This window comes from Arthrobacter sp. M71 S08, assembly GCF_059089725.1.
The window spans coordinates 547383-573149 of the sequence record NZ_JBNHEY010000001.1; the positions used below are offsets into that span (position 1 = coordinate 547383).

Here is a 25767-nt window from a genome sequence, read left to right on the forward strand (position 1 = left end):
CTTAAGAAACCCATAACGAAAGCAGTATTCACGTTGGCCCACCTCCTCGGTGCTGAGAACATCAGCGTCACCTTTGCCACCCGGACTATCCTGGACGGCGTCACCCTCGGACTGGAGGAGGGCGACCGGATCGGCATGGTCGGCCGCAACGGTGACGGCAAGTCGACTTTGATGCGCCTGCTCGCCCAGCGCACCACGCCCGACGACGGCCGCGTCACCAAGCGCCGTGACGTCCACGTGGGCTACCTGAACCAGAATGACGTGCTCGACGGCGACCTCGACGTCGGCGCCGCAATCGTCGGCGACCAGGCCGACCACGAATGGGCGTCCAACCCGAAGATCCGCGACGTCATGGGCGGGCTGGTGGCCGAGGTGGACTGGCACGCCCGCGTGGACTCCCTCTCCGGCGGGCAGAAGCGCCGGGTGGCGCTGGCGAAGCTGTTAATAGGGAACGACGACGTCATCATGCTCGACGAGCCCACCAACCACCTCGACGTGGAGGGCGTGGCCTGGCTCGCGGAGCACCTGAAGCAGCGGTGGCGCCCCACCGATGGCGGGCTGCTGGTCGTGACCCACGACCGCTGGTTCCTCGACGAGATTTCGACCCGTACGTGGGAGGTCCACGACGGCATTGTGGACCAGTTCGACGGCGGATACGCCGCCTACGTCCTGGCGCGCGCCGAGCGTGACCGCATGGCCAACGTTATCGAAGGCAAGCGTCAGCAGCTGGTGAAGAAGGAACTCGCCTGGCTGCGCCGCGGTGCGCCGGCCCGTACCTCCAAACCGAAGTTCCGCATCGAGGCGGCCAACGCGCTGATTGCGGACGTGCCGGAGCCGCGCGATTCGCTGGCGCTCAGCAAGCTCGCCACTGCCCGGTTGGGCAAGGACGTCCTGGACCTCGAGAACGTCTCGCTGGAGCTGGGGGAGAAGCCCCTGTTCAAGGGGATCACTCTGCGCCTTGCTCCGGGACAGCGGCTCGGGATCGTCGGCGTCAATGGTGCCGGCAAGACCACGCTGCTGCGGCTGCTCAATGGAGAGATGGCGCCGACGTCGGGCCGGCTCAAGCGCGGCAAGACGGTGCAGACGGCGATCCTGTCGCAGGACGTGCGCGAGCTCGACGACGTCAACCACCTCCGCGTCACCGAGGTGATCGAGCAGGAGAAGCGGGTGGTGTCGGTCGGCGGCAAGGAAGTGTCGGCCAGTCAGCTTGTGGAGCAGCTCGGGTTTACGAACCAGCGGCAGTGGACGCCGGTCGGTGACCTGTCGGGTGGCGAGCGGCGGCGTCTGCAGCTGCTGCGCCTGCTGGTGGGGGAGCCGAACGTTCTGATGCTTGATGAACCCACCAATGACCTGGACACCGATACCCTCGCCGCCGTGGAGGATGTGCTGGACGGGTGGCCGGGGACGTTGATCGTGGTGTCGCACGACAGGTACCTGCTCGAACGCGTCACCGATACCCAGCTGGCGTTGCTGGGCGACGGGAAGATCCGCGACTTGCCCGGCGGAGTGGATCAGTACCTGCAGCTGCGCCGCGGAGCGGCGTCCGGCGCCGGGATGGGCGCCGCGCCGCTGGCCGCCGGGTCTGCCGGTCCGTCACCGGAGGAGGCCCGTCAGGCGAAGAAGGATCTGACACGCATTGAGCGGCAGATGACCAAGACGAGTTCGCAGATCGAGAAGATCAACCAGCAGATGAGCGACGCCGGCAGCAAGGCGGCGGTCGATTTCGAGAAGATGGCCGGCCTGGACGCGAAGCTGCGCGAGCTCCAGTCGGAGCAGGAGTCCCTTGAGGAGCAGTGGCTCGAAGCGGCCGAGGTGCTGGGGGAGTAGGGGCTTAGAGCTGGCTGATTTCCTGCCAGACCTCCATCACCACAGCCCGGGCGAAATTCTCCGCTTTTTCGGGTTCCCGCTCGAGGATTGCGCGGGCAACGCCCTCGTGGTTGTCGAACGAGACCGGCGCCGGGTCTGCCGGTGAGAGGCCCAGATCTGTGCGGCCGGCAAGCACCTCGGTCACAATTCCATGCAGCGAGGCGAGCATGTCATTGCCGCTTGCCGTGAGCAGCAGCGCGTGGAAGGCGATGTCGGCCTCAAGGTAGGGCTGTTCGTTGCCCTTGCCCATCTCGCCAAGCGTCCGTAACCGTACGGCAAGCTCCATCAGCTGATTCGCGACGTCGGGGGTTGCCCGGGTTGCGGCAAGGCGGGCCGCAGTCGGTTCGAGTGCCAACCGCATCTCAGTTAGGCGATTGAGCTGAGTGACCCGTTCCGATCCCAGAAGCCGCCACCGGATGACCCGCGGGTCCAGGACATTCCAGGCACTGACGGGGAGCACGGTGATCCCGACGCGCCTGCGCGACTCAACCATGCCCATCGACTCAAGGATCCTCATCACCTCGCGTATGACGGTCCTGGAGACGCCCGCCTCTTCCTCAAGCCGGGCAAGCGTGATCACGCTGCCCGCCGGACGGATTCCCTGGGCAATCTCAATGCCAACGCGCTCGAGTACTGAGTTGTGCAGGACTGGGGCAGGCGCTGCGGGTCCGGCCTGCACCGACGGGGAAGGCGTTGGAGCTGCACCGCTACCCAAAGATGTCACCTTTCTTGCTCCTGCCTTGAAGTGTGTGCCAGACTACGAGGCGAAGCGCCACTTTGCCCTGCTCTGGGCCCGAATATCAACGGAGAATTCTATGGAAAACTGGACCCAGACACTTGGAGCGGGGCCCCTGTTGGCCATCGCTGCGGGCGCTATCGCCCTGATCCTCATCCTGGTCATCAGGTTCAAGGTACACGCGTTCCTCACGCTGGTACTAGTTTCCCTCCTGACCGCTTTCGTGACCGGAATCCCTACCAGCGAGATCGTCCCCACGCTGGTGACGAGCTTCGGTGGCACCCTCGGTTCTGTCGCGTTGCTGATCGGTCTCGGCGCGATGCTCGGCAAGATGGTCGAGCACAGCGGTGGAGCGCGGGTCCTCGCGGACAAGCTGGTCGGCGCGTTTGGTGAGAAGCGTGCCCCCTTCGCCCTCGGCCTCGCGTCGCTCATCATGGGCTTCCCCATCTTCTTTGACGCAGGCCTGATCGTCATGCTGCCGATCATCTTTGCCGTGGCCCGGCGCATGGGCGGCGACAACGTACTGCTGTACGGCATCCCGGCCGCAACGGCCTTCTCGGTCATGCACGTCTTCGTGCCGCCGCACCCCGGGCCGGTCGCAGCCACCGAGCTTTACGAGGCGAACATCGGACTGGTGCTCCTCGTCGGCCTGCTGATCGCGTACCCGATCTGGTACCTCACCGGTTACCTGTGGGGCAAGTTCGTTTCCTCCAAGTTCATTATTCCGGTCCCCGCACTGTTCGGTACGTTGGACCCCGACCAGCCAATCAACCCGCCCAAGGCGTCCACCGTGGTGGCGATGCTGCTGCTGCCGCTCGTGCTCATCTTCATGAACACCGGCCTCGACTTCCTGGACGCTGCCGGCGTCGTCTCCGCCGAGGAGCAGGTCTGGGTGCAGGTCCTGACCGCCATCGGTTCGTCGCCCGTGGCGCTGCTGATCTCCGTACTCGTCGCTACCGCCGTGCTGGGTCGCCGCCGGGGTGAGAACGGTACGGCTCTGGAGAAGATACTCGACTCCGCGCTGGGCCCGATTTGCTCGGTCATCCTCATTACCGGCGCGGGCGGAATGTTCGGTGGCGTGCTCCGCGCCTCCGGCATCGGTGACGCTCTGTCGGACTCCCTGGAGTCCGTTGGCCTGCCGGTCATCGTGGCTGCCTACGTCGTCGCCGTGATCCTCCGTGTTGCTCAGGGTTCGGCAACAGTGGCACTGGTGACGACGGCGGGACTCATGGCGCCGGCCGTAATCGCCGGCGGATTCAGTCCGCTCCAAATCGCCGCGATCACACTTGCCAGCGCCGCCGGGTCCGTGTTCGCCAGCCACGTCAACGACTCCGGCTTCTGGCTTGTCGGCCGACTCATGGGTATGGACGTGAAGACCACGCTGAAGACCTGGACTGTTCAGCAGTCCCTGCAGTCCCTCGTCGGATTCGCCCTGACCCTCGTTGTCTTCTGGATCGGCTGATGACCGTGAATACATTCGACATCACCGGTCGGCTTGCGTTGGTCACCGGCTCCTCCCGCGGTTTGGGCTACGCCCTGGCGACCGGCCTTGCCCAGGCCGGCGCCCGGGTTATTGTGCACGGGCGCGACTCCGAAACCGTGACACGGGCCGCAGACGCGATCGGTGAGGTCACCGGCACCGTGCCCGTAACGACTACGTTCGACGTCACCGATGCCTCGGCAGCCGCGGAAGGCATCGAGGCTCTTGTTGCTGAACACGGAGTACCGGACATCCTCGTCAACAACGCGGGGATCCAGCGGCGCGCACCCTTCAATGACTTCGACCCGGCCGACTGGGACGCCATCGTCACCACGAACCTGTCCAGCGTCTTCTACGTCTCCCAGCCGATCACTCGGCGCATGGCCGAGCGGGGCTCGGGCAAGGTCATCAACATCGGCTCGGTCCAGTCGATGCTTGCCCGCCAAACCATTGCGCCCTACTCCGCGACCAAGGGCGCAGTAGCCATGCTCACCAAAGGCATGGCAGCCGACCTTGCCCGGTTCGACATTCAGGTCAACGCGATCTCCCCGGGCTACTTCGCCACCGAGATGAACCGTGCCCTGGTGGAGGACGAAGCCTTCAACTCCTGGGTCATCAACCGCACTCCCGCCCAGCGGTGGGGGAAGTTCGAGGAACTCGTCGGCACGCTCATCTATCTGTCCTCCGATGCATCGTCCTTCGTGTCCGGGCAGAACATCTTCGTTGACGGCGGGATGACGTCCGTCGTCTGACCGCACACCCCGGCGGTCATGGCCGCCGCGAATCAAACCAGCAGCGCATGAAGCCAGAGGAGGCACCAGATGAAAGCCCTCGTGATCAATGGGAAGCTCGACCTCGTCGAGACTGAACTTCCCACGCCCGAGCCCGGCCCGGGGCAGGTCCGGCTTCGGATGGCCTTCGGGGGCATCTGCGGGTCCGACCTTCATTACTACAACGAGGGCGCCAACGGCGAGTATGTGGTGCGCGAACCCCTCGTTCCGGGCCACGAGGTGTCCGGGACCGTGGATCTGGACCCGTCAGGTGACCTGGCTCCGGGTACCCCGGTGACGGTCCATCCGGCCACGTTCGGCAATCCCGAACCGGGGATCGAGGACCGCCGCCACCTGTGGCCCGGTGGCGCCTACCTCGGCAGCGCCTCGACCCAGCCGCACACGCAGGGAGGGATGAGCGAGTTCCTTCTTGTGGACAAGGACATGGTGCGGGTGCTTCCGGAGGGCCTGTCGCTACGGCGGGCGGCCCTCGCCGAACCGCTTGCTGTGGGGCTGCACGGCATCACGGTCGCGGGTGGGGTGCGGGGCAAACGCGTGCTCGTGTCCGGCTCAGGGCCCATCGGCCTGCTCGCCACGGCCGCCTGCCTGGCTGAGGGTGCCGCCGAGGTGGTAGCGACCGACGTGCTGCCTGGCCCCCTGGAGCGTGCCCGGCGCCTCGGCGCACACGGCACCATCCAGGTAGGTACCGAGGACATTCCGGCCATGGCGTTCGACGTCGTGCTGGAATGCTCCGGTGTTCCCGCCGCCGTCAGCCTGGCACTGGCGGCCGCGCGCCGGGCTGGGGTAGTGGTACAGGTGGGAATGGTGCCGAATGAACCGCGGGGGATCAACCTCGCTCCGCTGGTATCAAAGGAACTCCAGCTCCGCGGGGCCTTCCGGTTCAATGACGAGATCGACCGCGCAATCGAACTGCTGAAGGAGAGTCCCGTCATCGAAGATGTCATCACACACGAACTGCCGGCAGATCAGGCGATCGAGGCCTTCGCGATGGCAAAGGACTCGGAGAACTCGGGCAAAGTCATCGTCTCCCTGTGGCAGGGCGAACGATGAGTACCGCGAACCAGGCGAACCAAGCCCCTCCCGGCACAGCGGACACTGGCTCCGTTGTGATCGGCGTCGACCTCGGCACCACGAGCACCAAAGCGGTGGCTTTCCGGATTGACGGCACTCTTGAGGCCTCTCACTCGGCGGGCTATCCGCTGGTTGAACCGCATCCCGGGCACGCCGTGCAGGACCCCCAGCTCATTCTGGCAGCAGTGCTTGAGTCCGTACGCGAGGTCGTAGCCGAGGTGGGCGCGGACCGTGTTGCGGGGCTGTCGTTCAGCTCCGCGATGCACAGCTTGATCGGCCTTTCCCCAACGGGCGATCCGCTGACCGGCGTCGTCACCTGGGCAGACACCCGGGCGCAGGTTCAGGCGGAGCGCCTGCGTGCCTCGCCTGGCGGGCTCGCGCTGCATCGACGCACGGGCACGCCGCTGCACCCCATGTCGCCGCTGCCGAAGCTTGTCTGGTTCCGGGAGCAGGAGCCGAAGCTGTGCGAGGGAATCGGCTTCTGGGTCGGGATCAAGGAGTTCGTTCTCCTGAAGATCTGCGCTGCGTTGGTGGTGGATTATTCCGTGGCCTCGGCGACGGGTCTGTTGAACATGAACACCCTGGCCTGGGACGAGGAGGCCCTCGCGATCGCGGGTGTACTGCCCGAACAGCTGCCGGAGGTAGTGCCGACCACCACCGTGCTGCCCGCACTGACCGACGACGCCGCCGCCTCCATGGGCTTGCCCGCGGCGACGGGCGTCGTCGTCGGTGCCGCGGACGGTCCCCTGGCCAACCTGGGTGTGGGGGCGGTGCAGCCGGGTACGGCGGCATGCTCCATCGGAACCAGCGGGGCACTGCGTGTTGCGGTGGAGCGTCCCGCCGTCGACCCGCTCGGCGGAGTGTTCTGCTACGCGCTCACGGCCACCCGGTGGGTGGTCGGCGGCGCGATCAACAATGGCGGAGTGGTGCTTGGCTGGGCTGGTGATTCACTGGCGCCCGATCTGGCCGACCCGCCGGAGGAGGAGTTGCTGGCGCTGGCGGCGCGGGTAGCGCCCGGGTCGGGAGGGCTGCTGATGCTCCCGTACCTGCTCAGTGAGCGGGCCCCCCACTGGAGTTCGCTGCCTCGGGGCGCCTACGTCGGTCTCACGCGCGCACACCGTCGGGAACATCTGGTGCGGGCGGCGATTGAAGGGGTGTGTCTCCAATTGGCGCTGGTGTTGCATTCGATGCGGTCGGCCGGGCTGGAGGTGAATCGGATCCGGGCCACCGGCGGTGTGATGCGTAGCCCGCTGTGGCGCCAGCTTCTGGCAGATACGTTCGGGATGCCGGTTGAGTTCGCGCGCGGGCAGGAGGGCTCCGGCTTCGGTGCTGCACTGCTGGGTATGGAGGCTCTCGGCCTCATCGAGTCAATCGACGTTGTTACAGACATGGTGCAGATCGAGGAAACAGTGCGGCCGCAGCCTGCCGCCGCCGCGGTGTATGCCTCGCTGCTGCCGGTCTTCGCCGAGCTGTATAACGCGCTGGTGCCGACCTTCACATCTCTGCGCCGGCTTTCCCCGCTGCTGCCGATCAACCTGGACCTCGACGAGGATTTAGCCGCGCCGGAGGCGTGACCGGCAGTCCAGTACGACGGCGGCAGCTGACTCGAGCGCGAGCCCGCCTGTGCAAGGTGCTGGGGGAGTAGGGGCTTCAGTCCACCCGGGACCCTGTTTCCGGACGCGCGGACGGGAGCCGATGCCCGTACCGATAGAATGTTCCGGCTGCACAAACCCTGGGAGGCTTTGCCTTGTCCGTTGATCTCGCCCGTCCGCGCCCATCAGGACCGATAGCGGAGAAGAAGCACTTCCGCCCGGACATTCAGGGCATGCGCGCAATCGCGGTTCTGGCGGTCGTCCTTTATCACGCAGGAGTCCCGTTCCTTCCGGGCGGATATATCGGCGTCGACATCTTCTTCGTCATCTCGGGCTTCCTCATCACCGGGCTGCTGCTTCGGGAGATCGAGCGTTCGGGCCGCATCTCGTTCAGTGACTTCTACGCGCGGCGGATCCGGCGTCTCCTTCCTGCTTCGGCTCTGGTTCTGGTTGCCACGGTTGTGGGCGCCAAGCTTCTGGTTCCACCGCTGTTGCTGCCCGACATGGGGAAGGACGCCGTAGCCACATCGTTGTTCCTGGCCAACATGCGCTTTGCCCAGACCGGGACGGATTACCTGGCAGGTACCTCGCCGTCGCCCTTCCAGCACTATTGGTCGCTTGCTCTGGAGGAGCAGTTTTATCTGGTGTGGCCGTTGGTCATGGTGCTGGTTGCGGTCTTTGCCGCGTCCCGGCGGAGGACGTGGCTGGCGATTGTCCTCGGATCCCTCTCGGCGGTGTCCCTGGTTGGCGGGGTTGTCCTTACCGGCATCAACCAGCCCTGGGCATTTTTTTCCCTCCCAACCCGCGCGTGGGAGCTCGGCCTCGGCGGGATGGTGGCACTGGCAGCCCCCGCCCTCGTGCGGATGAACGCAAGGACGGCTCGTGCGGCAGGACTACTCGGGCTGGCCATCCTGCTGATGTCAATCGCCTTCTTCACGCATGATCTCGCGTTCCCGGGATGGTTCGCTCTTGCACCCGTTCTCGGCGCTGCCCTGATGATCGGTGGAGGGCAGGGCCAGGAGCTCCGGTTTCTCCACGCGCCACTGCTTCAGTACCTGGGCAACATCTCCTACTCGCTGTACCTGTGGCACTGGCCCTTGCTCACACTTGCAAAAATCCGGCTTGGGGAGGACTTCAACGGCTGGGTAGCGACCGGTCTTGTCCTGTTGTCGTTGGTGTTGGCCCACCTCACCTACAGACACGTTGAGCAAGAATTCCAACATGCACGCGTATTGAGGGCCAAGGGGGTGCGATCGTATCCATTCGGTGCCGGCCTGACGATCGTTGCCCTCGCTGTCAGCTGGAGTGCCACAAAGCTGCCCGACCTGGATTCCGGCAAGGCAGTAGCGGCGCCGGAGGGCCTGGAACTGATGTCCGCCCCGGTCTCTGAGGATTTCGTTCCCTCCAACCTGACACCGGCCCTTGAAGATGCTGCCGGCAGTACCCCTCGCATATACGCGGACGGGTGCCATGCCGACTACAACGCCACTGCTTCCGGGGACTGCACGTACGGGGACCACGCCGGTACCGGAAGCATTGTCCTATTCGGCGATTCTCATGCGGCCCAGTGGTTCACGCCGATGGATGGGGTCGCGAAAGCGGAGGGGAAGAAACTCGTCAGTCTGACCAAGTCTTCCTGTCCCTCAGTGGACATCCCCGTCGAGGGCACCATCTCCGAGACCTATCCGCAGTGTGATGAGTGGAGGCAAGACAGCCTTGAACGCATCACCGCTCTGGAGCCCGAGCTCGTGGTTATCTCGAACTATGGAAGCGTCTATCGTGAACTGGGCCGGAACACAGGTGATTTCGAACAGACATGGCGGAAGGGTTTGCTCAAGACAATCGACGCTCTTCCGGCGAGCACACGCGTCGTGGTTCTGGGCGACACTCCGGCGTGGGAGGTGGCACCGAGCGTGTGCCTGTCCACCCATCTGGAGGACGTCAGCGACTGCTCAGCGCCCAGGGACGAGGTAATTGACTCCGGCGTCCATCGTCTCGAGCAGGAAGCAAGTCAGTCGGCGGGCGGCCGGTATGTGTCACCACTCGACTGGATCTGCCAGGACGTCTGTTCCCCCATTGCCTGGAACCGGCTCGTGTACCGCGATAACCACCACCTGACCGACAAGATGGCCGAGGCGCTCACCGGCCGGTTGCATCAAGCCCTCGACGCTGCCGGAACCTAGAAGCGCAACCAGCTCACCCGGCCAGGCCGCCCCTCCGGGGGAGGTCCAGCTCAACTGATCGGCTAGCGCCCGTCACCGGAGGAGGCCCGTCAGGCGAAAAAGGATCTGATCCGCATTGAGCGGCAGATGACGAAGACGAGTTCGCAGATCGAGAAGATCAACCAGCACATGTGCGACGCTGGCCGCAAGGCGACGGTCGATTTCGAGAAGGTGGCCGGTCTCGACGCGAGGAGCTTCAGCCGGAGCCGGGGTCGCTCGAGGAACAGTGGCTCGAAGCGGCCCAAGTGCTTGGATGAGTAGGAATCGAGCGAACGAGAAGACCGGCCAACCGGTCGCCTCCCTCCTACAGCGGGCGCTTCTCACACAGTTACGGGAAGTTCCTCTGCAGGAGGTTTCAGATCTCCCTCTTGCCTGTCGAGCCACGAGTACTCCGGGCATGGGTCGTCAGCGATGATGTGCTTCTCCACGAAGGTGTGGATGCGTTCCTTCAGATGTCCCATGTCAAGCTCCTCGTCGAGCGCCACCGGGGTTGATGTTCCCCAGTGTTCATCGAGAGGCTTGGGTTTAGCTTGGGCTGCTCCTCCGGGGGCGTCATGAAGCGTCGACGAGAGCCAGCTCGTGTAGCTCGGGCTTACAACCAGCAGGTGCAGAACAGGGGCGAACCTATGGGTTCGCCCCTGTTCTCCGTCTATGCGGGCATCGAGGTTGAGCGGTGGCCGACTACGGCCTGTTGGCCCCTGAACGGGCGCGTTGGAGCACAAGCATCACAACCGACGCGACCAGAATGGCGAGCCCGAGGTAGAGAAGAAACTTCAGTGTCTCCACAGCAATTCCGAGAACCAGAAGAACGAGAGCGACAACGGCCAGGACAATCAGCAAAGGTTTCATCAATCCAGTATGACAATTCCTGTCGTTCCCACGGTGTCTCAGCGGTATCGAACCGACAACAATGCTGGTCGAGGTGATGACCTTCGGGTAGGCGCGCGCCAAGTCGCAGGATGCTGTCCTGTCATGGCAAACTAGATAGTCGCGTGCACTGATGGGGATAACTGGGTGCGCGCGGTCCGCCCTGGTGTAACGGCAGCACCCCAGCCTTTGGAGCTGTGGAGTATAGGTTCGAATCCTATGGGCGGAACGGCATGCCATCAGGCGTCAGAGACAGGCAAGGAGCGGCCCCCTTCGTGAGCCACGAGAACCAGTCCCATCAGGCGAATTCAACGCCTGCAGCAGTGATAGTTCTGGCAGCCGGAGCCGGGACCCGAATGAAGTCTCAGACCCCCAAAATCCTCCACCGCATTGGCGGCACCTCCATGGTTGGCCACGCGCTCGCTGCCGCCCGTGGGCTTGCCCCTCAGGAGCTTGCTGTGGTCGTCCGGCACGAGCGCGACCGCGTTGCCGCCCACATCGCCGAACTGGACGCCGGGGCTCTTATCGTCGACCAGGATGACGTTCCTGGCACCGGCCGCGCTGTGCAGGTTGCACTCGAGGCCCTGGACGCTCAATCTACTGTCGCAGGGACAGTAGTGGTTACCTATGGCGATGTTCCGCTGCTTGACACTGCAACGTTGCAGGAACTCGTGCATACTCACGAGCAGGACGGTAACGCGGTGACGATCCTTACTGCCGTCCTCGACGACGCCACCGGATACGGACGTGTTGTTCGGGCCGAAGACGGCACCGTAACAGGCATCGTGGAACACAAGGATGCCACGGAAGAGCAGCGCGCGATCAAGGAAATCAACTCCGGTATATATGCCTTCGACGCTGCTGTGCTTCGCGAAAGCCTCACCAGTGTTGACTCGAACAATGCGCAGGGCGAGATGTACCTGACGGACGTTCCGTCAATCGCACGGAATGCTGGTGGCCGTGTAGCAGCGGTCATCTCAGCGGATCGCTGGCAGGTTGAGGGTGCGAACGATCGGGTGCAGCTCGCAGCCTTGGGCGGGGAGCTCAACCGACGCACGCTCGAGCGATGGATGCGAGCCGGTGTGACCATCGTGGACCCGAACAGCACATGGATCGATGTTGATGTTCAGCTCGAGGAGGATGTGACAATCCTCCCGGGAACCCAGCTCCACGGCGCAACGCAGGTTGCCCGTGACGCAGTGGTCGGCCCCGACTGCACGCTCACCGACGTGGTAATCGAGGAAGGTGCGAAAGTGATCCGCGCTCACGGAAGCGGCACTCGGATCGGCGCTGGAGCTTCTGTGGGCCCCTTCACCTACCTACGTCCAGGCACCGTGCTGGGGGAGTCGGGGAAGATCGGCGCCTTCTATGAAACCAAGAACGTCACGATCGGTCGCGGGTCCAAGCTCTCTCATCTCGGCTATGCCGGCGACGCGGAGATTGGCGAGAACACCAACATTGGGTGCGGAAACATAACAGCCAACTATGACGGTGTGAACAAGCACCGCACGGTCATCGGCAGCGAAGTCCGGACCGGCTCGAACACCGTCTTCGTCGCACCAGTGTCGATCGGTGACGGCGCCTATACGGGGGCGGGCGCTGTTGTGCGCAAGAACGTGCCCGCCGGCGCGCTTGCCATCCTCGCTGCGGCGCAACGCAACCTGGATGGCTGGGTCGAAACGAACCGCGTCGGGACAGCGGCGGCTGCCACAGCCGCGAAAGCCTCCTCTTCAGTTGCATCTACGTTAGAAAGCGATCCTTCATGAGCGAGATTACGGCACGCGGGGAAAAGAAACTTGTACTCGCGTCGGGCAGGGCCCATCCGGAGCTCGCGGAAGAGATCGCGCTGGTTCTGGACACAGAGCTTCTACCCATCTCGGCCTACGACTTCGCTAACGGTGAGATCTACGTGAGGTCCGGCGAAAGCGTCCGCGGCACTGACGTCTTCGTAATTCAGGCGCACCCTGCACCGCTGAACAATTGGCTGATGGAGCAGTTGATCATGGTGGACTCATTGAAGCGCGCTTCGGCCAAACGCATCACAGTGGTATCGCCGTTCTACCCTTACGCCCGCCAGGATAAGAAGGGCCGTGGCAGGGAACCCATCTCCGCTCGCTTGGTTGCTGATCTGTACAGGACTGCAGGCGCGAACCGGCTCATGTCGGTGGATCTCCACACCGCCCAGATCCAGGGGTTCTTCGACGGTCCGGTGGACCACCTCATGGCTATCCCCCTGCTCGCCGATTACATCCGCACACGTGTTGACGCCGATAACGTCACCGTTGTCTCGCCGGATACCGGTCGCGTACGGGTAGCAGAGCAGTGGGCTGAGCGACTTGGCGGAGCACCGCTGGCATTCGTGCACAAGAGCCGTGACCTTACCGTCCCGAACCAGGCGGTATCTAAGACCGTGGTTGGCCAGATTGAAGGCCGTACCTGCGTGCTCATCGACGACATGATCGACACCGGTGGGACCATCTCGGGCGCGGTTGCGGTCCTGAAGAACGCCGGCGCTAAGGACGTCATCATCGCGGCAACGCACGCGGTATTCTCAGATCCTGCAGCGCGCCGTCTGGCTGAGTCTGGTGCCCGCGAAGTGGTTGTGACTAACACGCTGCCCATCGGCCCGGAGAAGCGGTTCCCGCAGCTCACGGTCCTGTCTATCGCGCCCTTGATAGCGCGCGCCATCCGCGAGGTGTTCGACGACGGTTCGGTCACGAGCCTCTTCGACGGGAATACCTGAGTCCAGCATTCAACTAGAGGAAGTCGGTCAGTGGGCAGAACTGAGCGGCTTTTCCTATCTCCCGCATAGGGATGAGTGCCCACAAACAAGAGAACCGGTTGGAGCATTGCTCCAACCGGTTCTCTTGTTTGTTGCTGTGTTACTTATGCTTCAGCGCCTACGCGACGGCGTGCAACGAAGATGCTTCCTGCGCCGAGGCCGAGAGCACCGATGCCGGCTGCTCCCCAGAGGAGCATTGCGGAGTCGATACCGGTGTTGGCCAAGCCGCTGGTGCCACCTGTAACCCCGGTCGTACCGCCGCTTACAGACGCTTCAGGAGCATCGACTGCAACGGTGGACGAAACGGTCTGGCCTGACTGACGACCGGTGGCGGTGAGGGTATAAGTGCCCTCTTCCTTCAACGTGACAGAGTAGGAGAAGTTACCCTCTGCATCGGCGGTTGCGGTGTCGGTAAGGACGACTGCCATCGGGAGGATCGCGCCACCGAGGGCGGCGCCGACACGTCCTGCTCCGCCAGCAGCACCGGCTGCTGGCTCGCCTGCGACGAAGTCAACGGTGATGTCGATGATTTCGCCCGGGGTGAAGAGACCCTGGTTGCTGCTGAAGACGACGGTTTCGCCCGGAGCAACGGTTCCGTCGCTGACGACACCCGGTGCGCTGTCAGGCGTATAGGCCTGCGCGGCGCCTACTCCAACGAAGGTGAGTGAGCCGGCGATTGCCACGGCTGCGATAGCTTTTTTCATAGAGACTCCCCAATTAAGGTGTTTGCGACAGACTTCTAGCGGTGATCGACCTGAAGATGTATTCCCCCAGCCCCAACTGCCCTACAAAGAACCCTATCAACGTCCGATGTTCACACTGCACACCGAACCCGCAGGTCTTCCGAAGGGTTTCCGCAGTTGACGTTACCTCATTACTTCCTCGACTTCTAAAACTTCTGTGACAAATTCGGACATCTAACGCGAAGTTAACCTGATCTTCGGTGGCTAGTCACATGCGGTATCCCCTTGTAGCGGCAGAACGACCTCGTTCATCGGTTGAATCGTTGGGGTGACGTCCAGCACCGGCTCGGAGGACTGTACAACGTTCGTGAAGTCCAGCTCGACTGTAGCGCTCTGTCCTGGAGCGATAGATGTGGTCAGTATGCCCACAGGGCGGTCGCCGTGAAGATAGGATCCAAGAGGGACCGACTCGCCGTCGATTCGAGCTTTCTGAAGTTTCGATCGATCGGGCCCGTAGGCAACGAAGTTAGTTTGCACGGTGCCCGGTGAAACCCCGAACGCTCCTCCGCCGGTGACGTAATCAGGTAAGGCATTGGCAGCGTCTGCGGGTGCCGTGTTCGTTAAGGTCGCCGTCAGGGTGTACTGGAGGTAGCCCTCAGCTGTACAGGTTCTCTGTAGTTGGACCGTGCGTCGCACGTAATAGTCCATCTTGGCACCAGTTCCATCGTTGAAGTACGCGCCGAAAGATGCGCCTCCCGTTGTGGATCCCGTCACGGCACCAGCTAAGGGCGTCTTTCCGATGATGTTTTGCTCATCCGAGACGTTGGACCAGACATATACACGGCCTTCGCTGGAGCTTTTCATTAGCGCTTGCATCAACTGGTTGTTGTTCCCAGCGCCACCAGTGAGAGCCAGAAAAACCTTCCCTGCGACGGCAGCGAAGTATTCGTCCTGGACACTGGGCTCATCGATCTCCGCGTAGATATCGGACAACAACGTCGACACAACGTTTTCTGCCGTGAGCGCTGTTGGAAGATTTGTCCGGGACAGTTGTTCGGCAATGACGGGGTTCTCAAGATCTCCAAGCTCAATGGGGCCTGTGGAGTCCAGGATGTTAGCGAGGACTATAGGATCGAGCGCAATAACCCCATCAATGTTCGGACCCTCATTGCGTTCCTCCCACATCGCCTTTGCCGTCTGCGCGGCGGTTGGGAAGTCCGGCGTGAGGTTGACACTCTGCATGAACGTGCCGAGTCGTTCGGAATAGATCTTCTCCTGCTCCGGGTCTACAGGGAGCGGCGGTCTAAAAGCACCCAGCCCCGCGCCGCTTCCCTGCGCGGCCAGTTTCAGCTCGCCATCCGCCGCAGTAACGACGGCAAGCGCGCCCGGGATACCCCCGGTGGCACGAACTTCAGCGTTGTTTTGAACCAAGATGAGGTAATTGCGCGGGCCATCGGCACCAAGCATGGAGGGTAGAACTTCGGCCGCCGATGACGCCGCGTTGAGTGTTTGACGCGCCTGATTCAGTGAGTTTGTGGCTTGGGCAAGCGGGGTGGCCACGCGCGGGATCAAACGGGAGGAGTCGATTCCGGCGAGGCGATCATAGGAGAGCTGCACGGTTGTGGCCGCTGCCGAGATGCTGGGTGAAATCTCGCGCAGGGGGGCCACGTTGATTCGGCCATCTACGGGCGCGAGTGAGTGCCAGTCAAGGGAGTCAAAGTGATCAAGCATTGGCGCCACCGCGTGGTTGACCACGTCATCTGCCGATACAGACGCTTCAGATACGGCTGAGAAGTTCGCGCCGACAATGGGAAACATCCCGGCTAACTTCCACACCGGATCAGTCCCAGCGTTTCGAGCCTGAGCAGTTTGGTCCTGCAGCTTCCCTAGCGTATGTTGCGCGGTCTCACCGTCGCCCGCGACCAGCTGGCTTTGCAACTGCGGCAAGAGCTCCATGGTCGCAACCAGACTAGTTTGGATCTGTTGTGCACGATACGCAAGCCATGCAGCAATAAGCGCCACGACCAACGCCACCACAGAGAAGGCAAGCCCGATACGTATGCGCCGGCTTCGACCCTTGGCCCGGCGGCGTCTTCGCTCAAGAGCAGAGGCTTCACCATAGAGCGGCTGCTCTGGTGAAGCGCCGTAGTTGGCACTTTCGGTCATAATGGTTTACTCCCTAGTAAGCGCCATGGCGGCTGAACACTGCGCGGAAAGTGCGCAGGAGGATGGTCACGTCCCCAATGAGAGACCAGTTCTCCACGTAGTACAGGTCCAGCCGGACTGTGTCGTCCCAGGAGAGCAACGACCGTCCGCTGACCTGCCACAACCCCGTCATTCCGGGACGCACCAACAGGCGCCTGTGCGCGTGTGTGTCATACTTCTCTACTTCCGAGGGCAGGGGAGGCCGAGGGCCGACCAAACTCATTGAGCCACCCAGCACGTTGAACAGCTGCGGCAACTCATCGAGGCTATAGCGGCGGATGAATGTACCAACCCGGGTCACACGGGGGTCGTTTTTCATCTTGAACAGAACTTGGTTACCTTCACTGTTGGCACGCAGTCTTTCCAATTGTCGTTCGGCGTCCACGACCATCGACCTGAACTTCAACATCTTGAAACTGTTGCCCTCAGCTCCGACACGTTCCTGTCGAAACAGGATAGGGCCCGTGCTGTCACGACGAACCGCAAGACCTACAGCGATCAACAACGGTGCTAGCAATACCACCATTAGGCCGGCACCGACGACGTCGAACAACCTCTTCATGAACTGCTGACCCTTTTCGAGATTGGGCGTGGACACATGAATGAGGGGTAGTCCGGCTACGGGCTGCGTGTGAATACGTGGTCCTGCGACGTCCGTCAGAGCAGGAACCATGATGAGCCGGATGTTGAAGTCTGCAAGGGCCCATCCAAGCGCGCGGATGGTCTTTGGTGGCAGTTGGACACCGCCTGACAAAGCCACCGCGTCGGGACCGAAATCCCTCACTGCATCGATAATCTCCTGGGCATCAGTTGCACGGCCGATGGTGGGAAGGCCCAGGTCTGGAGCGAGATCGGTCGTCGCCGGAGTTCCGGGAAGGTAAACCCCTATGGGTTTGTAACCCGCCATAGGCTGTCCCCGCAGGGAACGTGCAAGATGTTCTGCGCTGCTCGGCCCGCCGATGATGAGGACCTTCTGGCTACATTTACCTGCTTCACGTTCGAGATGGAGAAACTTTCGAAGAATCACGCGGGACAAGAGGAGGAAGATTAATCCTGCGGGGAGGGCAACTCCCACATATCCTCGTGCGGTGTCGAGTAGCAGGGCATAGGAAACGATAGCTACCAGACCGAAAAGCCACAGGGAAGCCTCTAACACGCGTTTGTATTCCTCGGTCCCGTGTCCCAGTACCAGTGGCTCCCGAGACCCCAGAAGATAGAGCATGAACCACCAGGCTGCCGCAAGCGCGAGGGAAAGGAACAGATAAGGTTGGCCTGAGGAGCTTAGGCTTTCTGACTCGGGTACACCAAAGCGAACAATCAGGGCCCCGACCGTCGCCCACAACACAACACATGCGTCGACAATAGCGAGGCGTCTGGAGTAGCGAGAAGCCCAATTCTCCTTGCCGGTCTTGTCCAGCTTAAAACCATCATTTTCATAGAACAAGAAGTCCCCCATCCGTCTGAATCACGATTGGGTGGGGCGAACCCGCAGCACCTTTTCATCGAAGTCGGAATTAATACGACCGCGTCCCCTCGCTTTAGACCCGTTGCTTAATTCCCTAGCGCTCTTGGCCGGCGACGATTCATAGGAATAGTAACTGTGGGCGTAAGCATCAGGTCCCTTGGTGGGCAGGAGATTCAGAACGATACCCAGTACATCGGCGTCTACCATCTCCAACGACGCTAGCGCCTTCTGCACATCGGGAACCTTCACTTTAGAGGACCCGACGACCATGACCACCCCACCAACTTGTTGGGCCAGCACCGCTGCGTCAGTCACAGGAAGGAGCGGGGGCGCATCGATAACAACCGCATCAAATGTCTCTTCCAGCCCAGCTATAAGCTGCTTCATAACCTTCGATCCCAGAAGTTCGCTCGGATTGGGTGGAATTTGTCCGGAAGTTAGAACGTACAACTCGTCTTCACCCCAGGGCTGGAGCAAATCTCTGACATCCGCCCTGCCAATAAGGGCTGTGGTGAGGCCCGCGTTACGCTCCAAGCCTAGATACTCGTCCACTCTTGGACGACGAAGATCAGCATCGATCAACACAACGGACTGACCCGACTGAGCCATGGCTATAGCTAGGTTGACGGCCGTCGTGCTCTTTCCTTCGCCCGGCAGAGAAGAGGTGACTAAGACGGTCTTGGAAGCGTGGCTGACGTGGGAGAACTGTAGGTTAGTGCGAATCTGACGGAAAGATTCAGCGCGAGGGCTCTGCGCTGGAACCTGAGTCAGCAGTGGCTTCTTTGTTGCGTCACTTTCAAACGATATTCCCCCCAGAATCGGCGCCTCAGTGACCCTGCGGAGATCAGCCTCTCCTCTTAGCCGGGTGTCGAGGGTCGTCCGGAGCAATGCTGCGGCCAAACCAATCATCAGTCCTACCACCAGCCCCAGAGCGAGGTTCAGTCGTGTATTCGGTGCGGACGGGACGGCAGGAGCTGTTGCTGGGGTGACCACCGAAAGCTTCACTGGAGATACTCCGTCTTCGGCGGTAGTTTCAAGATCTTCGATGGATTCCACGAGGCTATCCGCTACGGCTTGCGCTATAGCGGCCGCCTGAACAGGGGACGGATCAGAGGTCGTAATCGTGAGCAGCACGGTATTAGCGTCGGTGGTGGCCTCAATATTTTTCGCGAGCTCCGCTGGAGTCATATCGAGTCCCAGGCTGTCAACGACCGGCTGTAGGACAAGAGGAGTTGCGGCTGTTTCGGCGTAGGACTGCACTCGGGCCTGTGTGAAGGAGTTCCCCTGCTGCAGCTCCGTCGCTGATCCGGAGTTCTGGGTGGCGGCGAAAAGCTTGGTTTGCGCCGTATAAGTGGGGGTGACACTCAGCGAGAACACTGCCGCGGCTAATGCCCCGAGTACGGTGCATGCCGTAATCAGCAACCAATTACGGCGGAGCACCCTGAGATAATCTGTTAGCTCCAACGTTGAGACCTTCCTAATGGAGACAAGTGGCTGTGATTCGACAGCACTCTAATTCTGACCGCGGGGAACCCCTCCCTAATCTCGGAAGCGTCCGGCGCGCGGTTTATCCTCGAATTCCCCCGGAGTTGGCACGGAACCAATCAACCGTTTGCTCAATGCCCTCGCGGAGACCGATTTGTGCCTTCCATCCGGCCTTGGTCAGCCTCGATACGTCAAGTAACTTCTGAGGTGTACCGTCCGGTTTGGAGGTATCCCATTCCATCGCGCCATCATAACCGACGGCTTTTGCTACGATCCTAGCTAGCTCTTCGATAGTGACGTCGATTCCAGTGCCCACGTTGACTTGATCCGCGCCATCGTAGTTTTCGAGCAGATGAAGACAAGCCGCTGCCATGTCATCCACGTGGAGGAATTCCCGCCTCGGCGAACCCGTTCCCCAGTTTGTGACGGTACGCGCTCCTTGTTGAACAGCCTTGTCATAGCGCCTGATCAACGCTGGCAGTACATGCGATCCTTTCGGAGAGAAGTTGTCTCCGGGCCCATACAGGTTCGTTGGCATAGCCGAAATCCACGGCAACCCATACTGACGCCGAATTGCCTGCACCTGCATGATGCCAGCGATCTTCGCTATCGCGTACGAATCGTTGGTCGGTTCGAGATGACCGGTGAGGAGATACTCCTCCTTGATCGGCTGTTCAGCGAACTTGGGATATATGCACGACGATCCGAGAAAGAGCAGACGCTCGACTCCGTGGACTCGTGCGGCATCTAACACGTTTACCTGCAGCCGCAGGTTCTCGCTCAGAAAGTCAACGGGGTAGGTCTTGTTGGCTAGGATGCCGCCAACCTTCGCAGCGGCGAGCACTACGTAGCGTGGTTTCGTCTCAGCGAAGAATGCAAAGACGGCGTCACGATCCTTGAGATCAAGGTCGGACGATGCCCGTCCGACAAGTTGTGTAAAGCCTTCGCTCTCCAACCGTCGCCAGATTGCCGAGCCGACTAGGCCACGATGGCCTGCTATGTAGAATGCGGAGTGCCGATCGAGCGGAGCCGGCGTAAAGTCAACATCGTCTCCGGCGCTGGTGCTGCTGAAGTTCGTGACGGACACCTAGTTCTCCCAGCTTCCCAGCTTGACGTCATCAATCCAGTGGTTGCCGGCGTGCCTCAGCGCTTCGATATCGGCGTCGACCATGATTCGGGCGAGCTCGGGGGTTTCGACCGTCGCTTTCCAACCCAACTTGCTATGGGCCTTAGAAGCGTCTCCGATGAGCGCGTCTACTTCTGTGGGGCGCAAGTATCGTTCGTCGAACTTCACGTGATTCTCCCAGCTCAATCCTGCGTGCTCAAAAGAAACCTGGAGGAAATCGCGAACGGAATATCCTACACCTGTAGCGAGCACGAAATCATCGGGTTCATCAACCTGCAGCATGCGCCACATCCCTTCAACGTACTCCGCGGCGTAGCCCCAGTCGCGGACGGCGTCCAAATTGCCCATGTACAGAGCATCTTGTTTGCCGGCCTTAATAGCAGCTACGGCACGGGTGATCTTCCGGGTCACGAAAGTTTCACCACGGCGGGGCGACTCGTGGTTGAAGAGGATGCCATTCACAGCGAACATACCGTAAGCTTCGCGATAGTTCTTCGTCACCCAGTAGCTGTATACCTTTGCGGCGCCGTAAGGAGAGCGGGGGTAAAAAGGAGTAGCTTCATCCTGTGGTGGGGGAGTAGCACCGAACATCTCCGAAGAGGATGCTTGGTAGAACCGCGTTTCGATGCCTGCCATACGGACTGCCTCGAGCAATCGGATAGAGCCCATCCCCGTCGTGTCCCCGGTGTGCTCAGGTTCCTCGAAGGACACGCGCACATGTGACTGGGCGGCCAGGTTATACACCTCGTGGGGCTTGATTTCTGCGAGCAGGGTGACTAGACGCGCCCCATCGCTTAGGTCGCCGTAGTGTAGGAACAAGCGCGCCTTCGGGTCGTGCGGATCCACATACAGGTGGTCAATCCTGGCTGTATTGAAAGTGGACGCGCGTCTGATCAAGCCGTGCACCTCATAGCCTTTTCGAAGCAGGAGCTCTGCGAGATAAGATCCATCTTGGCCGGTGATTCCTGTGATAAAAGCGCGCTTTGTCAACGCGTGTCCCCCTGATTGTGTGGATCAAAATTTGTCCGCAACAGCCTTCGCATTGCGCTTGAACGCCGCAAGCTCTCGTAACCATGCTGCGTACTGGATTATAGCGGCGTCTTGAGACAGAGTTTTCTCGGCGTAATGTACGCCCGCCTGCCCAAATTTCTGTGCTAGTGCTTTGTCGTTGCCTAGTCGTTCGGCCGCCTCCAGAAGGTCCGCAGGTGCGTCGGGCTCAATGCGGATGCCGCCGCCTGCGAACTCGATCTCGCCGGCTGTTGTGCTGTCGCTTTCAGTTGCGGCTATGACAGGCAAACCAGTCGAGAAGTATGAGGTCAACTTGCTAGGAACAGCCATTTCCCGAAGCCCTACCATTTCGTTCACAAGCAATACGTCAGCTGATCCTAGAGTGGCTTGGAAATCCTCAGTGGGCAGCGGATCAATGAATTGCATGCGATCGACTCCTTCTGCTAGTTCTCCTATTTTCCGGCGCTGGTTGCCATCTCCGACTAGCACAAAACGGACACGGGAACCTCGGAGATCAGCCAATCGGGCAGCTTCCACCACGTTCCCTAGTGATTGTTTGACGCCAATGTTCCCCGCGTGAAGAACGACAACCTCGTCATCCTTCCAACCCCAGCGGGAGCGAACTGCTACTCGATCGACTGGTCGCGACCGCTCAAGATGCGTCCAGTTGCGTATAACCCCGATGTCTCCTTCGGGAACGTTTAACGAGGAACTGAGATATCTCTTGAACCGGTCGTGAATGACTGTCACCTTAGTAGCCAATCGCAGTATGAACCCTTCGATGGTTTTCATCAATTGGGCGCTTAGTGATCCCTCGCTGTTCATTTCAGCGAGTCCGCGACTGTAAATGTCCTGTACCCATATGCCTGTGGCCGGACGCCGTATGCCGTAGCGGGCGCGGAGTAAGGCGAAGGCGCTAGAGAACAATGCTGGTGAGATGACTAGCACCACATCGGGGCTGTTCCAACGCGTGAACAGCAGTCGTACTCCGAAGCTGAGCTCGAGATGCAACCTTTGCCACTCGCTCGTCCGCTTGGGGACGAAGTGGCGGAGTCGTTTTACCCGGACGTTCCTTATAACTTCATGCCGTTTCCACCCGATATACCCCTCCTTCACCTTCCACTCTGGGTAATGAGGAAACCCAGTAATAACGCTGATCTGGTGACCTTCAGCTGCCAAGCGCTCGGCTAGCCGAGTCGTGTAGGGAGCGATACCGGTCGGTTCCGGAGCGTAGTTGATACCGATGATAGAAACCCGAAGCGGTGGTTCGTTCACACATGCAAGAATAGACCGAACTATCGCGACTACTGCCGTGCGGGGAACATGACTGAAGACAGAAATAGCGAGCCGATCAGGCACAGGGAAACTCCTGTGATCGATCTTTCAGACGCGCCGGGTGAAAAGGGGGCCTGGGACCGGTCGCCGATCATCATCTACTTGTGGGCCATCTGCGAGCTTCTGTTCGTCTTCAATCCATGGCAAATCAGTTCAGGCCTTCGCGTTCGCGTGTTGAGGCTGTTCGGAGCCCACATCGGCATGGGTGTCATTTTCCGTCCGAGAACTCGGGTCAAATTTCCTTGGAAGCTCAATGTTGGCGACCGAACCTGGATCGGGGAGGGCGTTTGGATACACAATCAGGATTACGTCCACATCGAACATGACGTTGTAATATCCCAAGAGACTTTTATAACTACGGGCAGCCATGCACATCGCACTGACATGCGTCTCGTCACAAAGCCTATAAGCGTCGGGGCAGGCGCTTGGGTGACCTCCCGGTGCATAATTCTCGGAGGGTCTCGCCTCGGCAAGTCTTGCCTTCTAGCGCCTGGCAGCGTTATTTATGGCGATCTTCCTGCTAATCGTATCTACAGAGGGAATCCAGCATCCGATCAAGGCGCGCGCTTCGAGAAACATGAGGGGCTTTGATGGAGCAGGGGCGGGGTGTGTCCGCCGCAAGGCGACCTTCTAAGCCGAAGGTTGTGATGTGCTTCAGTTCATTGGGCGCCTACCGCCTGAATACGATGCGTCTGATAACTGCGCACTTTGGGGATGATGTCAGAATCTACAGCGGATCGAAGTCCGTTGATCCGTCTGTGAAGATCATCAACCAGGGCGATCTTGAGCAGACGCAGGTCACTAACTTGATGTTTCCGCGAAACTTAGTATTTCAGCTACTTCCGCCGTTGCCCCTCCTCCGCAGTCGCATTGTTGTAGCGGATCTGAATCCCAGAATGTTGAATCTCTGGCCTGTCCTCGTTCTCAGGCGCTTGTCGAATAAACATACAATTCTCTGGGGGCATGCCTTACCCAGGAAAGGAGGGCAAAGCCGTAGCGGTAATTTGAGGCATATTATGCGGATGCTGGCCACGGGGTTGCTGGCTTATACTGATTCGCAAGCCGAGGAGCTTCGCCGACTGCACCCAGGTAAGCTCGTAGATTCCGCTCCTAACGCGCTCTACAGGAACGATCAGTTCTCCTTCGACGAAGATTCCGAGAGGGACACATTCATTTACGTTGGCCGGCTTCACGAGTCTAAAAAGCCATTGTTGTTAATCCGCGCCTTCGAAATCGCGTACGTGCGTAACAGTCGGATTCGGCTCGTCATTGTTGGGGACGGACCTGAACTTGATCGAGTTTCCCGAATGGCGAATGAGTCGATAGCACATGACAACATAGCCGTTTTGGGACACATCGACGACTATGTCGAACTGAACAGGATGTACTCGGGGGCCATCGCAAGCGTCTCGCCTGGATATGTCGGATTGTCGGTAACTCAGAGCTTGAGCTTCGGTGTTCCGATGATTATTTCTAGAGACGAGTCCCACGCGCCCGAGATAGAGGCTGTGTCTGAAGGTGAGAACGCGGTATTTTTTACAACCGATGATACGGAAGATTTGGCGAGCAAGATTAGTGAGATGTGGAATAGCAAGGAATCATGGCGTAGCCGCGGTTCTGCCATTTCCGACGCATGCAAAGAAGTGTATAGCGCAGAGGCGATGGCGTCAGGTTTGATCTCTTCCATAGAACGGACGATGGGTTGAGGATCGCTTACATATTCTCAGATGTTTCGTATCCACCTACCGAGGGCGTGCATCAGCAAACGATATTGAATATCGAAAGATTGATGCAGGCGCAATATTCAGTCGAAGTAATCGGAATAGCAAAGCCAAAATCAGCGATCGATTTAGTAGCGCTTCGCGAAGAGACGGGGATTGAATTCGCGCTGCCGGCCATAAGGAGTAGTCTCACGTGGCTCAATCTTGCGTGGAGATCATTTCTGCCGGACTGGCTCGTGATGTCGGCGATTGTGCGAGGTAGACATTACTTGCGACGACGCGAGTTTGACGTACTGATATTAGACGGGGTGGGTGCACTTGCACTATTGCCCCCTCGCAGGCGAAGCGTCTCCATCCTCAGCCTGATAGACCCAGGTTCTCGGCGTAACGTCCGACTTGCACGAGAAGCGAAAACTCCGTTCCGACGTGCACGTTATTTGCTGGTAGCTCTCACCTACTTTCTGCTAGAGCGTCGATTGAAGGACGGAGATCCGCTCTGGCACGTGGTCTCAGAGTCCGATAAAAACTACTTGCAACGGGTTCATAGCTATAGTCGTGTTGTAGCCATACCTGTCAGTCTGCCTTCCGACTTAGAGAAAGCTGTCGCTAGCCAGCCGAATGAGACCGCTGGTTCGCCTCTCGAAGTACTAGTCTACTGTGATTTGCGCTTGGATCATATGCGGGAGGCAGTCGCTAATTTCGCTTCTTTCCTCCATATGCATATTGATAATACACACGATATCGCTGTTAAGATTTTGGGTCGTGTTGAGCTTGATGAGACGGTAGCGAGTCTGTTCACGGGTATTAACTTTGAAATGCTAGGGTGGGTAGATGACTATAGAGAAGCTCTGTCTTCTGCCGATATAGTCGTTGTGCCGGATACCGTTGGGACCGGGCTGAAGAACCGCGCCGTTCAAAGTATGGCTGTTGGACGCCCTGTATGCGGCACCGCTGTCGCTTTTGAAGGAATACAAGTAAAAGACGGCATTGATGCTGCGGTGATAGATTACAGCGATGAGTTTTCGAGAAGTTTTTCTGCCTTGCTCCAAGACAAACAGCTTCGTCAGACGATGGGCTCAGCGGGACGAGCATCGATAATGGCGCAATTTGGTCCGAGTAGGGTGAACCATCTGTGGAATGCCGTAATTAACAGTGTAGCGGCGTCCGTTCAAGATGATTCTTCCAGCTAATCCAACTCGGGCGCATATGCGATTCATACTGATCGAAAGTATGATACTTGACTGTTTGTGCTGGTCCGGTCGCTGTCGCTGATGTGGCTGAGTGGACGCACACCTGGCCATGTTTTCTGGACACACGATCACGACCTCGCTT

At 60.2% G+C, this 25767-nt stretch carries 20 protein-coding genes and 1 tRNA gene; 11 read left to right on the forward strand and 10 right to left on the reverse strand.

What is annotated here, in order from left to right:
- Positions 1 to 33: 33 nt before the first annotated feature.
- The gene (locus tag AC5RTB_RS02575) at positions 34 to 1827 is read left to right on the forward strand and encodes an ABC-F family ATP-binding cassette domain-containing protein (protein WP_494059501.1); all 1794 of its coding nucleotides are present in this window, start codon (positions 34 to 36) and stop codon (positions 1825 to 1827) included.
- Positions 1828 to 1831: 4 nt separating this feature from the next.
- Here the strand turns inward: AC5RTB_RS02575 and AC5RTB_RS02580 are convergent, their stop codons facing one another.
- Positions 1832 to 2590: a FadR/GntR family transcriptional regulator gene (locus AC5RTB_RS02580; RefSeq protein ID WP_494059502.1), complete on the reverse strand. Its 759-nt coding sequence runs from the start codon at positions 2588 to 2590 to the stop codon at positions 1832 to 1834.
- Positions 2591 to 2681: 91 nt separating this feature from the next.
- Between AC5RTB_RS02580 and AC5RTB_RS02585 the strand changes: the two genes are divergently transcribed.
- The 5 genes from AC5RTB_RS02585 to AC5RTB_RS02605 all read left to right on the forward strand — a co-directional run bounded on the left by AC5RTB_RS02585 (position 2682) and on the right by AC5RTB_RS02605 (position 9719).
- Positions 2682 to 4064: a GntP family permease gene (locus AC5RTB_RS02585; RefSeq protein ID WP_494059503.1), complete on the forward strand. Its 1383-nt coding sequence runs from the start codon at positions 2682 to 2684 to the stop codon at positions 4062 to 4064.
- On the forward strand, positions 4064 to 4834 hold the full coding sequence (locus AC5RTB_RS02590) for an SDR family oxidoreductase (RefSeq protein ID WP_494059504.1): 771 nt from the start codon (positions 4064 to 4066) through the stop codon (positions 4832 to 4834). Before AC5RTB_RS02585 ends, AC5RTB_RS02590 begins: the two co-directional genes overlap by 1 nt.
- Before the next feature lie 69 nt (positions 4835 to 4903).
- On the forward strand, positions 4904 to 5923 hold the full coding sequence (locus tag AC5RTB_RS02595; RefSeq protein ID WP_494059505.1) for an L-idonate 5-dehydrogenase: 1020 nt from the start codon (positions 4904 to 4906) through the stop codon (positions 5921 to 5923).
- The gene (locus AC5RTB_RS02600; RefSeq protein ID WP_494059506.1) at positions 5920 to 7518 is read left to right on the forward strand and encodes a gluconokinase; all 1599 of its coding nucleotides are present in this window, start codon (positions 5920 to 5922) and stop codon (positions 7516 to 7518) included. The genes AC5RTB_RS02595 and AC5RTB_RS02600 overlap by 4 nt, the downstream gene beginning before the upstream one ends.
- 173 nt (positions 7519 to 7691) lie before the next feature.
- Positions 7692 to 9719, forward strand: a complete 2028-nt coding sequence (locus AC5RTB_RS02605; protein WP_494059507.1) for an acyltransferase family protein — start codon at positions 7692 to 7694, stop codon at positions 9717 to 9719.
- A gap of 359 nt (positions 9720 to 10078) precedes the next feature.
- Here the strand turns inward: AC5RTB_RS02605 and AC5RTB_RS02610 are convergent, their stop codons facing one another.
- Positions 10079 to 10219 carry a hypothetical protein gene (locus AC5RTB_RS02610; protein ID WP_494059508.1) on the reverse strand — a complete coding sequence of 47 codons (141 nt, stop codon included), beginning with the start codon at positions 10217 to 10219 and terminating at the stop codon, positions 10079 to 10081.
- 220 nt (positions 10220 to 10439) lie between these two features.
- Positions 10440 to 10607, reverse strand: a complete 168-nt coding sequence (locus AC5RTB_RS02615) for a hypothetical protein (protein ID WP_494059509.1) — start codon at positions 10605 to 10607, stop codon at positions 10440 to 10442.
- A gap of 175 nt (positions 10608 to 10782) precedes the next feature.
- Here AC5RTB_RS02615 and AC5RTB_RS02620 point away from each other — a divergent pair.
- The 3 genes from AC5RTB_RS02620 (at position 10783) to AC5RTB_RS02630 (ending at position 13368) form a co-directional block, all read left to right on the forward strand.
- Positions 10783 to 10854 (forward strand) — tRNA-Gln (locus AC5RTB_RS02620).
- A gap of 127 nt (positions 10855 to 10981) precedes the next feature.
- Positions 10982 to 12391: a bifunctional UDP-N-acetylglucosamine diphosphorylase/glucosamine-1-phosphate N-acetyltransferase GlmU gene (gene glmU, locus AC5RTB_RS02625; protein WP_494059510.1), complete on the forward strand. Its 1410-nt coding sequence runs from the start codon at positions 10982 to 10984 to the stop codon at positions 12389 to 12391.
- Entirely contained in the window at positions 12388 to 13368 is a 981-nt protein-coding gene (locus tag AC5RTB_RS02630; protein ID WP_494059511.1) for a ribose-phosphate diphosphokinase, read from the forward strand. The genes glmU and AC5RTB_RS02630 overlap by 4 nt, the downstream gene beginning before the upstream one ends.
- Before the next feature lie 143 nt (positions 13369 to 13511).
- Here the strand turns inward: AC5RTB_RS02630 and AC5RTB_RS02635 are convergent, their stop codons facing one another.
- From AC5RTB_RS02635 to AC5RTB_RS02665, 7 genes are all read right to left on the reverse strand, one after another.
- Positions 13512 to 14111 (reverse strand): LPXTG cell wall anchor domain-containing protein, encoded by a 600-nt coding sequence (locus AC5RTB_RS02635; RefSeq protein ID WP_494059512.1) that lies wholly within the window; start codon positions 14109 to 14111, stop codon positions 13512 to 13514.
- A 243-nt stretch (positions 14112 to 14354) separates the two neighbouring features.
- Positions 14355 to 16256, reverse strand: coding sequence for a DUF4012 domain-containing protein (locus AC5RTB_RS02640; protein WP_494059513.1), 1902 nt, complete (start codon positions 16254 to 16256; stop codon positions 14355 to 14357).
- Between the two features lie 13 nt (positions 16257 to 16269).
- Positions 16270 to 17739 carry a sugar transferase gene (locus AC5RTB_RS02645; RefSeq protein WP_494059514.1) on the reverse strand — a complete coding sequence of 490 codons (1470 nt, stop codon included), beginning with the start codon at positions 17737 to 17739 and terminating at the stop codon, positions 16270 to 16272.
- A gap of 21 nt (positions 17740 to 17760) precedes the next feature.
- The gene (locus tag AC5RTB_RS02650; RefSeq protein WP_494059515.1) at positions 17761 to 19224 is read right to left on the reverse strand and encodes a tyrosine-protein kinase domain-containing protein; all 1464 of its coding nucleotides are present in this window, start codon (positions 19222 to 19224) and stop codon (positions 17761 to 17763) included.
- Between the two features lie 103 nt (positions 19225 to 19327).
- Positions 19328 to 20332, reverse strand: a complete 1005-nt coding sequence (locus AC5RTB_RS02655) for a GDP-L-fucose synthase family protein (protein ID WP_494059516.1) — start codon at positions 20330 to 20332, stop codon at positions 19328 to 19330.
- Positions 20333 to 21361, reverse strand: coding sequence for a GDP-mannose 4,6-dehydratase (gmd, locus tag AC5RTB_RS02660; RefSeq protein ID WP_494059517.1), 1029 nt, complete (start codon positions 21359 to 21361; stop codon positions 20333 to 20335).
- Between the two features lie 24 nt (positions 21362 to 21385).
- A complete protein-coding gene (locus tag AC5RTB_RS02665; RefSeq protein WP_494059518.1) occupies positions 21386 to 22654 on the reverse strand; it encodes a glycosyltransferase in 1269 nt (422 codons plus the stop codon).
- 1082 nt (positions 22655 to 23736) lie between these two features.
- Here AC5RTB_RS02665 and AC5RTB_RS02670 point away from each other — a divergent pair.
- Positions 23737 to 24420, forward strand: a complete 684-nt coding sequence (locus tag AC5RTB_RS02670) for a glycosyltransferase family 4 protein (RefSeq protein WP_494059519.1) — start codon at positions 23737 to 23739, stop codon at positions 24418 to 24420.
- Positions 24421 to 24467: 47 nt separating this feature from the next.
- Entirely contained in the window at positions 24468 to 25625 is a 1158-nt protein-coding gene (locus AC5RTB_RS02675) for a glycosyltransferase (RefSeq protein WP_494059520.1), read from the forward strand.
- Positions 25626 to 25767 lie beyond the last annotated feature (142 nt).

Coding starts and splice junctions, on each gene's coding strand:
- AC5RTB_RS02635 (WP_494059512.1), bottom strand. CDS start 14,111: ATGAAAAAAGCTATCGCAGCCGTGGCAATCGCCGGCTCACTCACCTTC.
- AC5RTB_RS02610 (WP_494059508.1), bottom strand. CDS start 10,219: ATGGGACATCTGAAGGAACGCATCCACACCTTCGTGGAGAAGCACATC.
- AC5RTB_RS02585 (WP_494059503.1), top strand. CDS start 2,682: ATGGAAAACTGGACCCAGACACTTGGAGCGGGGCCCCTGTTGGCCATC.
- AC5RTB_RS02590 (WP_494059504.1), top strand. CDS start 4,064: ATGACCGTGAATACATTCGACATCACCGGTCGGCTTGCGTTGGTCACC.
- AC5RTB_RS02600 (WP_494059506.1), top strand. CDS start 5,920: ATGAGTACCGCGAACCAGGCGAACCAAGCCCCTCCCGGCACAGCGGAC.
- AC5RTB_RS02595 (WP_494059505.1), top strand. CDS start 4,904: ATGAAAGCCCTCGTGATCAATGGGAAGCTCGACCTCGTCGAGACTGAA.
- AC5RTB_RS02615 (WP_494059509.1), bottom strand. CDS start 10,607: ATGAAACCTTTGCTGATTGTCCTGGCCGTTGTCGCTCTCGTTCTTCTG.
- AC5RTB_RS02640 (WP_494059513.1), bottom strand. CDS start 16,256: ATGACCGAAAGTGCCAACTACGGCGCTTCACCAGAGCAGCCGCTCTAT.
- AC5RTB_RS02630 (WP_494059511.1), top strand. CDS start 12,388: ATGAGCGAGATTACGGCACGCGGGGAAAAGAAACTTGTACTCGCGTCG.
- AC5RTB_RS02670 (WP_494059519.1), top strand. CDS start 23,737: ATGCTGGCCACGGGGTTGCTGGCTTATACTGATTCGCAAGCCGAGGAG.
- glmU (WP_494059510.1), top strand. CDS start 10,982: ATGAAGTCTCAGACCCCCAAAATCCTCCACCGCATTGGCGGCACCTCC.